The 14,140-nt window shown below is 54.7% G+C and carries 19 protein-coding genes; 13 read left to right on the top strand and 6 right to left on the bottom strand.

Features of this window, described 5'->3' with window-relative positions; translation table 11 throughout:
* Positions 1-15: 15 nt before the first annotated feature.
* From ACR0MJ_RS14800 to ACR0MJ_RS14790, 3 genes are all read right to left on the bottom strand, one after another.
* Entirely contained in the window at positions 16-663 is a 648-nt protein-coding gene (locus tag ACR0MJ_RS14800; RefSeq protein ID WP_170392761.1) for a response regulator, read from the bottom strand.
* A complete protein-coding gene (locus tag ACR0MJ_RS14795) occupies positions 660-2,063 on the bottom strand; it encodes a sensor histidine kinase (protein WP_480761511.1) in 1,404 nt (467 codons plus the stop codon). Before ACR0MJ_RS14795 ends, ACR0MJ_RS14800 begins: the two co-directional genes overlap by 4 nt.
* Before the next feature lie 103 nt (positions 2,064-2,166).
* Positions 2,167-2,565, bottom strand: a complete 399-nt coding sequence (locus ACR0MJ_RS14790; RefSeq protein WP_480734792.1) for a MerR family transcriptional regulator — start codon at positions 2,563-2,565, stop codon at positions 2,167-2,169.
* Between the two features lie 99 nt (positions 2,566-2,664).
* Between ACR0MJ_RS14790 and ACR0MJ_RS14785 the strand changes: the two genes are divergently transcribed.
* Entirely contained in the window at positions 2,665-2,988 is a 324-nt protein-coding gene (locus ACR0MJ_RS14785; protein ID WP_170509939.1) for a hypothetical protein, read from the top strand.
* A 4-nt stretch (positions 2,989-2,992) separates the two neighbouring features.
* Positions 2,993-3,244: a GDCCVxC domain-containing (seleno)protein gene (locus ACR0MJ_RS14780; protein ID WP_480761508.1), complete on the top strand. Its 252-nt coding sequence runs from the start codon at positions 2,993-2,995 to the stop codon at positions 3,242-3,244.
* Positions 3,245-3,442: 198 nt separating this feature from the next.
* Here the strand turns inward: ACR0MJ_RS14780 and mntR are convergent, their stop codons facing one another.
* The gene (gene mntR, locus ACR0MJ_RS14775; RefSeq protein ID WP_170565619.1) at positions 3,443-3,895 is read right to left on the bottom strand and encodes a manganese-binding transcriptional regulator MntR; all 453 of its coding nucleotides are present in this window, start codon (positions 3,893-3,895) and stop codon (positions 3,443-3,445) included.
* 116 nt (positions 3,896-4,011) lie between these two features.
* Here mntR and ACR0MJ_RS14770 point away from each other — a divergent pair, with 116 nt between their 5' ends.
* From ACR0MJ_RS14770 to phnE, 4 genes are read left to right on the top strand one after another with little or no spacing between them, the layout of a single operon-like run.
* Positions 4,012-5,865, top strand: a complete 1,854-nt coding sequence (locus ACR0MJ_RS14770; protein WP_480761505.1) for a cytochrome c peroxidase — start codon at positions 4,012-4,014, stop codon at positions 5,863-5,865.
* Positions 5,865-6,725: a phosphate/phosphite/phosphonate ABC transporter substrate-binding protein gene (locus ACR0MJ_RS14765; RefSeq protein WP_480761503.1), complete on the top strand. Its 861-nt coding sequence runs from the start codon at positions 5,865-5,867 to the stop codon at positions 6,723-6,725. The genes ACR0MJ_RS14770 and ACR0MJ_RS14765 overlap by 1 nt, the downstream gene beginning before the upstream one ends.
* Positions 6,722-7,492 carry an ATP-binding cassette domain-containing protein gene (locus ACR0MJ_RS14760; protein ID WP_170516100.1) on the top strand — a complete coding sequence of 257 codons (771 nt, stop codon included), beginning with the start codon at positions 6,722-6,724 and terminating at the stop codon, positions 7,490-7,492. Before ACR0MJ_RS14765 ends, ACR0MJ_RS14760 begins: the two co-directional genes overlap by 4 nt.
* Positions 7,492-8,235 carry a phosphonate ABC transporter, permease protein PhnE gene (gene phnE / locus ACR0MJ_RS14755; protein ID WP_480761502.1) on the top strand — a complete coding sequence of 248 codons (744 nt, stop codon included), beginning with the start codon at positions 7,492-7,494 and terminating at the stop codon, positions 8,233-8,235. Before ACR0MJ_RS14760 ends, phnE begins: the two co-directional genes overlap by 1 nt.
* Positions 8,236-8,242: 7 nt before the next feature.
* Here phnE and ACR0MJ_RS14750 read toward each other — a convergent pair whose 3' ends face one another.
* Both ACR0MJ_RS14750 and ACR0MJ_RS14745 read right to left on the bottom strand, forming a co-directional pair.
* Positions 8,243-8,992: a transglutaminase-like domain-containing protein gene (locus tag ACR0MJ_RS14750; protein ID WP_480761501.1), complete on the bottom strand. Its 750-nt coding sequence runs from the start codon at positions 8,990-8,992 to the stop codon at positions 8,243-8,245.
* A gap of 97 nt (positions 8,993-9,089) precedes the next feature.
* A complete protein-coding gene (locus ACR0MJ_RS14745; RefSeq protein WP_170392752.1) occupies positions 9,090-9,518 on the bottom strand; it encodes a MerR family transcriptional regulator in 429 nt (142 codons plus the stop codon).
* 177 nt (positions 9,519-9,695) lie between these two features.
* On the opposite strand from ACR0MJ_RS14745, the gene ACR0MJ_RS14740 reads away from it, so the two are divergent.
* The 7 genes from ACR0MJ_RS14740 to ACR0MJ_RS14710 all read left to right on the top strand — a co-directional run bounded on the left by ACR0MJ_RS14740 (position 9,696) and on the right by ACR0MJ_RS14710 (position 14,135).
* Entirely contained in the window at positions 9,696-10,295 is a 600-nt protein-coding gene (locus ACR0MJ_RS14740; protein WP_480761499.1) for an SCO family protein, read from the top strand.
* A gap of 5 nt (positions 10,296-10,300) precedes the next feature.
* The gene (locus tag ACR0MJ_RS14735; protein ID WP_170663591.1) at positions 10,301-10,723 is read left to right on the top strand and encodes a disulfide bond formation protein B; all 423 of its coding nucleotides are present in this window, start codon (positions 10,301-10,303) and stop codon (positions 10,721-10,723) included.
* The gene (locus tag ACR0MJ_RS14730) at positions 10,720-11,379 is read left to right on the top strand and encodes a thioredoxin domain-containing protein (protein WP_170516106.1); all 660 of its coding nucleotides are present in this window, start codon (positions 10,720-10,722) and stop codon (positions 11,377-11,379) included. The genes ACR0MJ_RS14735 and ACR0MJ_RS14730 overlap by 4 nt, the downstream gene beginning before the upstream one ends.
* Before the next feature lie 18 nt (positions 11,380-11,397).
* A complete protein-coding gene (locus tag ACR0MJ_RS14725; RefSeq protein ID WP_480761497.1) occupies positions 11,398-11,877 on the top strand; it encodes a copper chaperone PCu(A)C in 480 nt (159 codons plus the stop codon).
* Positions 11,877-12,503 carry an SCO family protein gene (locus tag ACR0MJ_RS14720; protein WP_170565340.1) on the top strand — a complete coding sequence of 209 codons (627 nt, stop codon included), beginning with the start codon at positions 11,877-11,879 and terminating at the stop codon, positions 12,501-12,503. The genes ACR0MJ_RS14725 and ACR0MJ_RS14720 overlap by 1 nt, the downstream gene beginning before the upstream one ends.
* Positions 12,500-13,867, top strand: coding sequence for a peptidoglycan DD-metalloendopeptidase family protein (locus ACR0MJ_RS14715; protein ID WP_480761495.1), 1,368 nt, complete (start codon positions 12,500-12,502; stop codon positions 13,865-13,867). Before ACR0MJ_RS14720 ends, ACR0MJ_RS14715 begins: the two co-directional genes overlap by 4 nt.
* 100 nt (positions 13,868-13,967) lie before the next feature.
* A complete protein-coding gene (locus ACR0MJ_RS14710) occupies positions 13,968-14,135 on the top strand; it encodes a hypothetical protein (RefSeq protein WP_480436033.1) in 168 nt (55 codons plus the stop codon).
* The last annotated feature ends 5 nt before the right edge of the window (positions 14,136-14,140 follow it).

The following is a 14,140-nucleotide window of genomic DNA, read 5'->3' as shown; positions in this document are numbered from 1 at the left end:
CCAAAGAGACCGCAGCTATTCTCCCTTGTTCCAAACATCATGTGCAATGAGCGCGGCCTCTACCCGATTTCGCGCATGAAGCTTGGACAGAACTGCGGTCATGTAGTGCTTCACGGTCTTTTCCTGGAGGTCTAACTCGTCAGCGATTTCACGATTACTCAGTCCTTTGGCCACACGTCTCAGTATTTCTTCCTCACGATGTGTAAGGTCATCTAGAATGCTGCTGTTAACAGACATGCCGGTGTCAGCGTTGATTTGAAGAAGTACCCGCGAGGCCAAGCCAGGAGAAACGAACCCTTCACCTGCGGCGATGCTGCGTAAAGAAGCGGTTAGTTCGCTCGCGGTTACTCCCTTCACAATGTACCCAATCGCACCCGCCTCCAAGGCGTCCGCGACATCGCCGCTGTTCTCTGAGACCGTCAAGATTGCAATGACGGGTGGATTTGCCATTGCCGCGATTTTACGTGTCGCGCTTATCCCGCCACCGGGCATCGAGAGGTCAAGAATAGCTATGTCCGGCTGATGCGTGCCGACCAGCGATACTGCCTCTTCAGCACTGGACCCAGCGGCTAAAACTTCGAAGCCATCTGCTTCATCCAACGTGCGTTGCAAACCATCCCTGAATATCGGGTGATCATCGGCTATTACGACAGATGTAGTCATGATGTGCCTAACTTTCTGGGAAATAGTGTCATAGCTATGGTGGTGCCTTCGCCCGGTCTCGATGCGACGTCGAACCTGCCACCAATACTCTCGACCCGATCTCGCAAGCCCATAAGCCCCTGGCCACCATCGTCTCGCAACGCGGTTTCTTCTGACCTGTCAAATCCTGGTCCGTCGTCTGTGATCTTTACAACTATGCGGTCGTTCTGCGCCTCAGCGATAACAGTGCACTTGGAAGCTGGAGCATATCTAGCGGCATTGGAAAGCGTTTCCTGGAGGAACCGAAAAACGCACAGTTTGTCGGACAATGACAACTCTGGGGCCTGGCTGCCCAGGAATGAAATATCCGGTCGCAACGGGCTGTGTTCGGCGTGATCCTCTACGGCTCTCTTCACAACATCGACGAGTGACAGGCTATCGATATCTGGCGCGGACAGCCCTCGCGAAATTGCACGAATTTCAGCCAGCGATTTTTGCAAAGACTGCTGAATTTCCACTGCCTCTTTAGGCCTTTCCGACTCTTTGGAAAACGCCGCCTCCAGTCTAAGGGCGGCGAGCGACAGGTATTGCGCAGGGCCATCATGTAGCTCAGCTCCAAGATTCTTGAGGAACCGATCTGTTTGCGTGGTATATCTTTCTGACGCCTCGACCACACGCGACCGCAGCAGCGCATTCTGCTCAGCCATCTTCTCACTTTCTTTCAACCGCTGTTTAAGAAGAGACCCCTGTCGTCGAATTGTTTTGTCGCCAATTGCGACGATGGAATACAAAACAATTGTACTTGCCAGAAATGCGGAGCCGACGACCAACCAACTTGTTCGCCTAGCCTTGGCTAAGTCTAACTCAAGCTGGTCAGCTCTTTCGTAGAACTCCGCAACTGCGATGATTTCGCCGGACCAGAGTTCGCGGATGGGGCTGTAAACTTCAAGCAGTGGTATCCCCAATGCCGCCTCGGCGGCGCTCTCGGCATGATCAAGCTCTTCGAAAGAGCCGGAGATATCACCGTTCCACGCTCGCCTTAAATCATCCGTTGGATTGAAACGGTTTCCTATGATGTCTGTATCCGAGGCATGCGCAATCACACCACCTTGCTTCCAGAATTTGTAGGAAACGATACGGTCACGCATTGGCTGGGTCATGAATATCTCATCCAGCGCCAGGCTCGCCTGCTCAGAAAGGCGGTCGCCATGTGCCAATTCCTGGCTGAGCGGGGAAACTACGCTTTCCATATACAGCGCTGCGGAGTTGGCGGAGTTTTGCACGACTGCGTTCTGAATTCGATTAGACACCCAGACCCCAACGATTGCGGTAGCAGTACCCATCACGAAGATACTTGCCGCAAGAAAGACTCGCGACAACGACCAATTGCCAATCGTCAGGTCAGTTACTTTCGCTCTCATCGTGAAATCGACTATGAACTACAATCTGTTACCGCACCACAGACCTTGGTCTGAGGTGATCTGGCTAAATCTCAGACCCTGAGTTTCCGCCCAGTGTCCAGAGTCAGATATCATCCATCGTTCGCAGACTTTGCAGCATCGGGCAGTGAACGTTACCACTATCACAATTGGCAGTAAGCTCACTCAAGGCGTACTCCAGACGTCTGAGCTCATCAATCTTGCTTCGAACGCTAGAAATATGCGCCTCGGCCAGCTCTTTCACCGACCGGCAGTCTTCGGCACTTCCTTCTGACAGCTCTAAAAGCGCCTTTGCGTCTGGGAGAGGAAATCCCAGGTCGCGGCACCTCTTCAAAAATCGAAGTCTTCCCACATCGCTTGCTGAATAGAGGCGACGATTGTTCAGAGCTCGCACAGGTCTTGGTACGATACCTTCGCGTTCGTAGTAGCGGATGGTTTCTATGCCAACCCCGGATTGCCGGGAAGCCTCACCTATCGCAATCATGTGAAGTGCCTCCACTTGATCCTGTAGTTACTACAGGAGTTATACGCTCTGAATACCGGTGCTTCAACACAATCAAATCGAGCATCTCGGGAGCAAAAGATGAAGAAATACGTGAACCTCAGCTACTTGGGATCGGTTTCAGCTCTGGGCGTCGCAACATGCTGTGTTCTTCCAATGGCCATGATGTTGTTAGGCTTGGGCGGCAGTTGGTTGGCAGTATTCGGAAAAATAGCGGCGGCAAGCTACTATGTTCTCGCCGTCTCAACAGCGCTGGTCGCGGTTTCGTGGTTCTTAGCGCATCTAAACGGGACGTTGGCAAATCTGAAATGGTGGCTTGTCGGAAGCACGGCGACTACCGCGTTGGCATGGGTCATCGTGTTCAATGAGGCTCAAATCAATGACTATCTAATCATGCGGATGTGAGACAATGACAAATCAAACTGTGATGCTCGATAGCAATTTGACCTGCCCTCGGTGTGGGCACGTTGAAACCGAGAAAATGCCAACTGACTCGTGCCAGTGGTTTTATGAATGCAAATCATGCGAGGCAGTTTTGAAACCGTTGGAGGGCGATTGCTGTGTCTTTTGTTCCTACGCAACTGTACCGTGTCCGCCAATTCAGTTGGGGGATAGCTGCTGTAGTAAGGCCACTGCGGCTAAAGGTTTCGATCCCCAATGAAAAAAATGAGCTAGACCGATTTTTACCTTGGCCGCTTGGGAAAAGATTCAATCACTAAATCCGCTCATTTTTCGCTTTTCAGATGCGACAAGTGTTCGTGCGGGGCTAGTGTAACGGCCCAACAAAGGTTTAAGTGGTCTTAGTCTTTCTAAAACTAAGAGTGTCAGAATTCGCCAGCACAACTTAGGTTTTTAGTTTCTACTTTGTTTCCTCAGTCCGCCCAACGAACCCTTTAAAAACTGCAAGGGTCTCTTCGCTTACATGATGCTCAATACCTTCAGCATCATGCTCTGCGACTTCCTTTGAAACACCCAAGGCGATCAGGAAATCCACGACAATTCGGTGACGCCTTCTACAGGCTTCCGCCAATTGACGCCCGGCATCGGTCAGTTGAAGTGAGCGGTAGGGAATTTGTTCTATGAAACCTTCTCGTTTCAAACGGGCCAAATTCTTCGAAACCGTAGGTTGGGTTACGCCCAACCGCTCGGCTATTTCGACCGGGCGCGCAGTGCCATTCTGATGGATCAACTCCGCAATAAGTTCAACGTAGTCCTCAACCATTTCGCTTTGGTGCGCCTGTCGCACAGCCTCAAACCCGCTCGCCTGGGTATCAATACTACGATCTGAATCTTGCGGTGTCGTTTCAGTCATCGGCTCACGATTAGGTCGTTAATCCAGTCACTAGTGTATGCACCTGAAAGCCGAACTTGACAATGAGCATGCCTTCATCAATAAATTAGACAAGGCTAACTTTAATAGACAGAGCTATGAAATATCTAATAGCGTCCACACTTCTTTGCGCATTGCCAGTGATCGCCGATGCCACGGCGATTGAAGAATCTCCTTGGGCTCCGCGCGCTGCCGCGTATCGACTGACCTTGTTCATGGGAAATCTAACCCCGGTTCCCTGGAATGAAATTGAGAGGAGTTGGACCTCGCCCGCACCTGGCAGTGGCATTCAGGTCGCTCCATTGTCACGCGTTTCTGACAAAGAGGCGCTTGCGATCAACCAAGCTATGCACGCCGAAGATCGGCAAGCGCTGTTTGAAGCAAGCACAACTGCCATTGCGGAGGGAATACTGCGCCATCTGGATGTCGCAAAAACCGCGCTGGGTCAGCCTGAAGCGGCCCGCGAGGTTGCGCAAGCTGCTGCTCTGTTCCGCGCATTCGAAGATGGTATCAAGGCTTCGGATGTGTCGGCGGCTCGCGATCTGGGCCGGGCGTGGCTGGTTCTGAACTCTACCCTTGGCAGCGCTGGAGTGTTGGGCAATGGTGCACAAACGGTTGATGTCGACCAGTTTGCGGAAGCTCAGACCACTATTGTTGATTATATTCGCGCCAACTATCTGCCTTCGGAATTTGCCCAACGCGACAAGTTAACACCGCTGCCTGAAATAGTTGTGCTTTCCGGCGAACAAATCACAATGCCCGCCACGCTGCCGCCAGGGTCGAACATCGGAGATCAGGCGAAGCTGCCGCGGCTGGTTCTTCAGTTTGAAGAGGCGGGTGAGGATGAAGCCAATCTACCGCTGGTGGCCTATGGCGATATGCTGTTCGACAGCCCTGAAATCTTCGGCGGCCCGGCGCGCGAGTTAGGCATCGCCTGCTCGACCTGCCACAACCGCTCCGACGTGAACCGGGATTTCTTCATTCCCGGCCTGTCATCCCATCCGGGTGGGATGGATGTGGACGGTTCGTTCTTCAATCCAATGTTCAATGATCGGGCCGATGATCACTTGGATACGCCTTCCATGCGCGGCATCCGCTTTACCGCACCTTATGGCCGCGACGGGCGCGAACCCAGCCTGCGCCGGTTCATCCGAAATGTGATTGTGACCGAATTCGCGGGAAAGGAACCAACGCCGTTCCAACTGGACGCGCTGGAAGCCTATGTCAAACAGTTCGACTTTCTTCCCAACCCAAAGATCGATCGGTCCGGTAAGCTGACGGATCTGGCGTCAGATGACGCCAAGCGCGGGGAGGTGCTATTCAACACCAAATTTGCAGGACTTGGTGACAAGTCCTGCGCTTCATGTCACACGCCTGACCGTCAGTTCCGCGATGGTCTGACCTACGACATCGGCAGCGCTGAACCACCATTCCCCGGCGGCACGGCTTCTGCGTTCGAAACCCCGACGCTGCGCAACGTCAATTTCACTGCACCTTACATGCATGACGGATCGCTGCCGACGCTGGCCAGCGTTGTTGACTGGTTCAATGATACCAAAAATTTGGGTTTGGACGAAGCACAGCGCGCAGATCTGACGGCCTACGTCGAAGCTATTGGAGACGGTGAAGAACCCTATCAAGTATTCGAGGGTCGCAACAGCGTATTCCGCTTGTCCTGGGAGGAGCTGACAACATTCGCCAGCACGCTCGATACCCTGCTGCCGATGCAGGATGCCGAAAACATAGCGGTTCTGATCGACACGGTAGCTCCTGATCTGGCGGCGGATGCCAGTGTCATGGTCAATCAGAACGCCAAGTCCGAAATCTACGAATTCGCCGCGATCCTGCGAGCGGTTGGCGATGCCAGCGCCGAAGGAAACTGGACCGAAGCCACCCGCCAGTGGGAACTGTTCAAGGCCATGCAGGCCGAAATTGACGAGAGGATGTTCTGATGTTGTCGCGCCGCAATTTTCTGGGTGCTGCAGCCGCATCTGCAGCCCTGCCCGTAATGGCTGCAACTGACCAGGGGCTGAAGCTGGCCTTCATCCCGCAGGAGAACCCCGAAAAGCTATTGGGTGACATCAACGTCATCACCGGCTGGCTTTCAGAGCAGATGGGCGTCCCGGTCACTGGGTTTGTCACGTTCGACCACGCTGCTGCCGTTGAGGCGCTGCGCAACGGTGATGCCGATATCTCGTTCATGGGAGCGTTGCCCTTTGTGTTGGCCGAAGACCAGATCGGCGCCGTACCGCTGTTGTCCGAGGTTTATCGCGGGCAACCCAGCTATTCGGGCCGTGTCTTCGTGCGACGTGACAGCGGTATCGAAACGTTGGCCGATCTCCGGGGACGTGACATTGCCTTTTCTGATCCGGTCTCGGAATCCGGTTACATCTATCCGCTTGATCTGTTTGTGCGCGCCGGGCTGTTCTCGGGCACGGGCGATGCTGACAGTTTTTTCGGGCAGAAATTTTTTGCCGGTGGTTATCAGCAAGCGATGCAGGCCATGGCCAACGGACTGGTCGATGCTGCGGGCGCGAGCCAGTATGCAGATCTCTACCTGACTCCGGATCAGCAGGCCGAGATCAAGGTGCTCGCGGAATCAGAACAAATTCCCAGCCACGCAATCATTGCCCGCCCTGATCTGGACGCCGGGCTGCAGGCAAAGTTCATTGAAACCATGCTGCGCCTCAATGAGAGTGAGAACCGTCACCTGCTGGCTTACCTTTACGGCCCGGACGGCTATCTCCCTGCAGATCCATCGGTTTACGAAGGCGTGCGCGAGACTGCGCGGCGGTATGGGTTTCTGAAATGAACCCTGTAGTTTCACTCAACGCGGTATCGCAGCACTTTGCCAGTGCGGCAGCTCTTTCAGATGTTTCGCTGTCGGTGCAGCCCGGTGAAAGCGTCGCGCTACTCGGTCCTTCGGGTGCGGGCAAATCAACGATGCTGGCGTTGTTGGACGGTCGTTCGAGCGGTTGGCAGGGCGAGGCACAGGTGCTGGGCAAGCCACTTTTGGCAACAGGAATTCCATCCCGCGAGGACCGTGCCAATACTGGCTTTGTCTTCCAGGAATTCGCATTGGTTGATCGGCAGAGTGTTTATCAGAATGTGATGAACGGTCGGATGGGCCGGATGAATATCTGGTCCTCACTCTGGGGTCGGTTCCGGGAAGAGGACCATATGTGCGTGACACGGGCGCTTCAGGATACGGGGCTGTCCGATCTGGCAAGCCGCCGAGCCGATCAGTTGTCGGGTGGACAACGGCAGCGCGTTGCGATTGCCAGATGTCTGGCACAAGAACCCGAGTTGATTCTTGCGGATGAGCCCGTCAGCAATTTGGATCCTGCTCACGCCGAACGAATTCTGAGCCTGATCACCAGCTCTGCACGTAGCCGCGGAATCGGCGTCATTTTCAGTTCGCATCAGCCAGACCTGTCGCGCCGCTTTGCCGAGCGCATAATAGGCCTGCGAGACGGCGTCGTATTGTTCGACAAACTGTCTACCCAATTGACCAGCGGGGACATCGATGAACTGTATCACGGTGCCAGTGTCACATCGGGACTGCGTGTAGTCAGTTGATGGGTCGATCTGTCATTTGGGTCATGCTGGCACTGGCGATCCTGTGGTCGCTGACCAGCGGGGATATGGGATTGGGCAAGCTGCCAGGCGCGGGCCCCCGTCTGGCAGAGTTTCTGGGGCGCATGATCCCACCTGACCTGTCCGTTTGGCGCGAGGTTCTGACGGGGCTGGCCGAAACACTGAGGATCGCCATTCTGGGAACACTGTTCGCTGTGATCCTGTCGGCGGGACTGGCCGTTCTGGCCTCTGAAACTATGGTGCCAGCAGCGATCTGGCGTCCCGTCCGTGCCTTGCTTGCGGTTATCCGGTCGATCCCACTGATCCTGGTCGCTATGCTAATGGTGGGCGCTGTTGGGTTGGGCCCGCTTCCCGGTATACTGGCAATCACATTTCACGCGACCGGCATGTTGGCAAAGTTCTATGCGGAAGCCATCGACAATGTTGCCACCGCTCCTGTGGCGGCGCTTGAAAGCGCAGGGGCCAACAGAATTCAACAGTTGCGTTGGGCAATCTGGCCGCAGATGGCGCCTGTGATCGTGCGCGATACCGTATTTCGGTTTGAGCTAAATCTGCGCGAAAGCCTGATACTGGGTATTGTCGGTGCCGGTGGCATCGGGTTGTATGTACAAACCTACGTACGGTCGTTTCAGTATGAAAAGGCTGCGACCGTGACGTTGGCAATCATCGTTTTGGTTTTATTGTCAGAGGCACTGAATACGGCCTTGCAAAAGCGTTTCAGTTGAGGCCCCGCTATGCATTTCCGTGTGTATGCGTGGCCGCCATTCGAGCCTTCAGCTTCCCATTGCGTAGGGATCGAACGCGCGCGTTCATCCAGTGACGGAATATGAAGCGATAAAGCCAACCCCGAATGCTGCCGAAACTTTGCGCATGATCAGCATAGAACGCATCCGGACTATCAAAAACGCCAAAATCCTTCACGATGCCGGTTTTCTGTATGTACGTGTCGCGACCTTCCCATTCGACCTGTGGGTTGCTCAAACAACCGGTACCCGCCCCGTAACCGCACAGGCTTTCTGTTTCTGCAAAGTTATGCTGCAACGCCTCCAGGTATGGCTGATCCAGAATAAATCCTTCGAGGTTGACCCAGCGACCGTCTACTTCAACTTCGACCCACGAATGCAAGATTTCTTCTGGCGCCAGCGGATAAATCAGTTCGGGGACCACACCCCTCTGCAACTCTTTGTGGATCATAAAGCCATGCAAACGGCATCGAATATCGCTGCCGCGAAACAGTGCCATCAAAAGCGTACCCTTGGTATTGCATTGCCCATAGCCATTGGCGAGTACCTCGGATGCCGGGATATCGTCTGCACGGTTGTAACCAAAGGCAATCTCGTTACGCACGAAGTCATAAATAGCGCCAATTCGATCCTCGATAGGCAGATCGGGCCAGCGCCGTTCCGTTATGAGTCCCAAAATTGCGGGTGTTTCAAAATCAAGCAGAGGTGTGGCGGTTAGCAGCGGGTCACGGTTCAGCATTTGGTCTCTCGTCGAATCAACTCTGAATGACTTGTAATTGCTATAGTGACTATAGCTTCAAGGGGCTAATTCCAGTTCGCAACAACGCTGCCCAGGGTTACGCGCCGATGTCTTCGTGATCAGTAAGACATTCGGAATGATCGCGTAGAACTTCGAGTACACGACAATCCGAGGTGTTGCCGCCACTGCATTCATGCACCATGCGCTCCAGCTCGGTCCGCAACGCTTCCAGCCGCGCCATTCTTTGCTCAATCTGTTTGAGTTGCCGGCGCGCAATACTGTCGGCTTCATGACATGGACGATCCGGATCGTCGGACAAATCAAGCAGTTCGCGTATCGCCTCAAGCGAAAACCCCAGTTGGCGGGCGTGACGGATAAAAGCCAGGCGATCCAGTTCGGTATGGCCATAACGCCGCTGGCCACCTTCGGTGCGCCCCGGTTCCGGCATAAGTCCGATCTGCTCGTAGTAGCGGATCGTCTGAACCTTGGTTCCGGTCTTTTTTCCAAGCGTTCCGATCGTCAGCATCTGGGTCTCCTTACAAAGTTACAGCTTATGTAGGTTCGGGTTGGCACCGCACAATAGCACCTTCCAGCCGGTGGACCTGTGACACCCAGCCGCAGGCTCAAAATCCCCTTTGAACCTCTAGCAGGTAGAGGGTGTACATGCCGTTCTGAACCAAGAATCACAGGCGGACGGCTAACTTTGAAACTGACCGTATTTCAAAAAATCTTATGGGTACTGGCTGGTGTCGCAACGGCGCCATTTGCCTATCTGATGCTGTGGTCAGAATATAGACCTGCGCGGATTGAGGAGGAGTCTGTTCCGTTCGAAGCCAGGTTCGAACTGACAGATCACTCTGGTGTTGTCCGTACCCAGAACGACTTTGCAGGCAAGTGGATGTTGGTGTTTTTCGGTTTCACCAACTGCCCCGACGTTTGCCCTACAACACTGTCCGAGGTGGCAGCAGTGCAGGAAGGTCTGGGAAATCAATCAACCCAAGTGCAACCTATCTTCATATCCATCGACCCCGAGCGCGACACTCCGGCCGTCCTGGCCGAGTATATACCACTTTTCGATGCGGGGATCATTGGGCTTACAGGCACGCCAGAACAGATTGCGCAAACGTCCAAGACCTTTCCGATATTCTACGAACGGATCGAACACACCGCTGCACCGGACGGGTATACGATGGGGCATACCTCTCATCTGTTTCTGTTCAATAAGGACGCTGGATTCGTTCAGTCCTGGTCATATGGCACGCCAGCAGAAGAAATTCTTGCGGATCTGAAACAGAGACTCTGATCACCATGTCCCGGTTTTCCAAAGATACACTTCTTGGCCTGGCCTGGGCGATTGCCCTGGTTGCGTCTCTTTCTGTTCTGTTCATTGGAGAGATCCTGGGGCAGACGCCCTGTGTGCTGTGCTGGTTCCAGCGTGCGTTCATGTTCCCATTGGCGATCGTACTGGGGCTTGGCCTGTGGTGGCAGGACCAGAACGTGGGCCGATATGGGATAGCACTGGCATTGGGGGGCGCTGCTGTCGCCTTGTGGCACATGGGCCTGTATGCTGGTCTAATCCCCGAAAAAATCCAACCATGCTCGGCCAGTGGTCCGTCCTGCACGGACGCAAATCAAACTGTTTTGGGCATCCCGATTCCGCTGATGGCGCTCGTTTCATTCGCGCTAATCGGCGTTCTGTGCGCCCTTTCACTCAAGGAGAAACAAGTATGAACAGACGTGGCCTGATTTTGTCCGTTCTCGCATTCGGTGGTGCCGGATTCGGAGCCGCTTCCTGGTACGTGAACCGTCCGGCTGCTTCAGGCAATACCGAGCCTGTTGCACCCGAAATCGCTGAAACACTTATCCGTTCCTACTCGCCTGTTCTCGGCCCAAAGGACGCACCGGTTACAATCGTCGAATTTTTCGATCCGGCTTGTGAAGCCTGCCGTGCCTTTCATCCGGTCGTGAAGGACATAATGGCTCAGCATGGAGACGCCGTGCGCGTTGTGATCCGGTACACCCCTTTCCATGGCGAAGGCTCAGAGGAGGCGATCCGCGTGCTTGAAGCGGCACGCATGCAGGGGGTCTTTGAACCGGTACTGGAAGCCGTGTTGCGAGAGCAGCCCAAATGGGCCGCGCATGGTGCGCCTGAGCCTGGTCTTATTATTCGAATTGCAGCAGCGGCGGGACTGGATGCCGAGGCAGCGCAGGCACAAATGCTTGCGCCCCAGACAGTTGGTGTTCTCAATCAGGATCGCGCTGATGTGGAAGCGGTCGGTATACGGCAAACTCCGACATTTTTCGTCAATGGCAAATCTCTGGATCCGTTTGGTGAGGCTGAATTGAGACGCCTGGTCGCTGCAGAAGTTGCAGCACTGCAAAGCTGAGCAGTAGCGAGAGGTACTATGAGACTCACTGCAAAAAATACACTTCTGGCAGGAGTGCTAAGTGCATTCGGTTTTACGGCCATTCTCTCGGCACCTGTACTGGCAGGGGTCGATGATGTTGTCGTTGAAGGTGCCTGGTCGCGCGCGTCTATCGGCACCAACCGACCTGGCGTCGCTTACATGACGATCCGCAACACCGGCAATGAGGCCGTCACGCTGACGTCTATCCGCACCGATCTTGCGATGATGCCCGAGATCCATCAGACATCGACCAATGCAGAGGGCGTCAGTTCCATGGCACCAGCTGGCGAGCTGGAAATTGCGCCGGGCGGTTCCGTAGCGCTTGAGCCGGGCGGGCTCCACGCAATGCTCATGCGGCTGCAACGCCTTATGACCGAAGGCGAGAGCTTTACGCTGACTCTTATCTTTGCCGATGGCGCAGAAAAAACTGTCAACGTGCCGATATTTGGCATTGCTGCGCGAGGCCCCGAGAACTGATGCAGCGGCGACGCGTTCTCAAATTCGGGGCTGCTGGACTTGGTGTAATCGGCCTGACACTCTTTGCCGGATGGTGGCAAGTGGATGGGCCGGGAGCGGCTCAATCTGATCGCCTTCGTCCCCTTGCGTTGTCAGACATGAACTTTCGCATGGTTGATCACGAAGGGACCACCGTCACCCCGCAATCGCTCGTCGGACGTGCAACAATGGTGTTCTTCGGCTTTACCTACTGCCCGGATGTTTGCCCGACGACACTTTCGGATATTTCCCTCTGGCTGGATGATCTGGGCAATGACGCGGATGAATTGAACGTCGTGTTCATAACCGTAGACCCTGAAAGAGACACAGTCGAATCTATGGCCGACTATGTCAGCTACTTTCATCCCGCTGTCCGAGGGTGGGTCGGCGTTTCGGACCAAATCGCTCAGGCCGCAGACGATTTTCGCGCCACTTATGAAAAAGTTCCAATGGAAGATGGCGACTACACAATGAACCACACTGCAAGTGTATTTCTGTTTAGCCCCACAGGCGAATTTGTCAGCACCATCGACTATCATGAGCAGAGAGAATTCGCTGTGCCCAAGATCCGTCGTGCTTTGAAAAGTGGAGCGGATAAAACATCATGAACGCACGGTTTCTAGCAACCTCGGCAATTGCGATCAGCAGCGTCTCAATTGCTTCGATCGTGTTCATTGCCTCGAACAGGTCTGAAGTGACGGCGCCTGCGCCCACGATCTTTCCGGTGCCCAAGCTTCCTGCGGAACCGCAGATCACATCGGCTCAGTTGCTGAACGTACCATCAGCAGAACTCGCTCCAAGCCCCGTTTCGTTTCGACCTGCTCAACCGGAACGCATTCAGGCAGAGGAACCTTTGCCACCTGTTGAACCGCCTTCACGGACATGGACGCGCGAACTTGCGTTGGGTGACACGCTCGACAGTTTGCTGTCTAAAGCCGGGATCAACGCAACCGATCGGGCCGAAATCGCACTTGCGCTTGGCGCTGAATATGATTTGCAGCGTTTGCGCCCGGGCCACTCGATAACAGTCGTTACAACCGCAGCGGATCAACCGCAGAGCGTGGAGCTTGCGGTGGAAGATGGCGTAAGAATCGAGGTGATACTTAGCGAAACGTTGTCCACGCGCGTGGTCTCACCAGAACCCAACACCGTCATTCTGGCCCGCAAAACAGAGATCGAAACTTCGATTTCAAATGCGCTGAGTAGCGCAAAGATCCCGGTTCGTTTTGCGGTGGATCTGGCGCAGATGCTGAGCGGGACAGTGGATTTTCGGAGGGACCTGACAGGTGGTGAAGCTCTCCGTCTTCTCTGGCGCGAAATGAGCATCGATGGCGAGAGAACAGGCCAGCCAGAACTCATTTTTGCGGCGCTGGAAGTTGATGACCAACTTTACGAAATAGCATGGCCAGATGCCGAAAATGGCCGCGCCACAATCTATGTCGATGGTGAGCTTCTTCGCGTCTTCTCGCAGCCAGTCGAGGGCGCGCGCCTGAGTTCAGTCTTTGGTCGGCGAAAACATCCGGTCTACGGAAATGTTCGGATGCATACAGGTGTCGATTTTGCTGCCGCACGTGGTACTCCGGTGCATGCGACGGCCCCGGGCCGCGTGTCTTATATTGGTTGGCGCGGGGGGTATGGGCGTGTGGTCGAAATCGCTCATGGATCGGACACGGTCACGCGATACACGCATCTTAGCGCAACCGCCGATGGTCTGACCAAAGGTCAGCGCGTGGAGGCGGGCCAGGTGGTTGGTCGTGTCGGGTCGACCGGCACCGCAACCGGCCCAAATCTTCATTATGAAGTATTGGTCGACGGGCGTCCGACAGACCCGCTATCTGACGATCGACTTGCTGCCGCTGCGAATGACAAGGTAGAAAACGAAGCAGCGCAAAAGCGATTAAGTAGTGCACGGGCACAGCTTGAGAAGCAGCTGGGCGATCTCACTGCCAAGAAACGCGAAGCTAACTCGTGAGAGTTCTTTCAGAACGCCTCCAGACGCGCGGCTATCAGTTTGACGGTTTGAACGCCTGAAGTGAACTGCACCGCAAATGAACAAAATCAGAGGATGTAAGATGATGGCAATCGCGGGTGCCTTGGTTGGCGCCGTTTGGGGTGGGGTCCTGGCAAAGCGCCGGAATGGCAACAGCCTTGATATTCTTCAGTATGCTGCAGGATACGCCATCGTTTGTGGCCTGATTGCATTCTTTCTGTCGATCGCAGTTGTGCGTCTGGTGTCCTAGGCTGA

The sequence above is a fragment of the Ruegeria sp. C6 genome (assembly GCF_056537625.1).
This window is presented reverse-complemented; position numbering and strand designations above follow the sequence as displayed.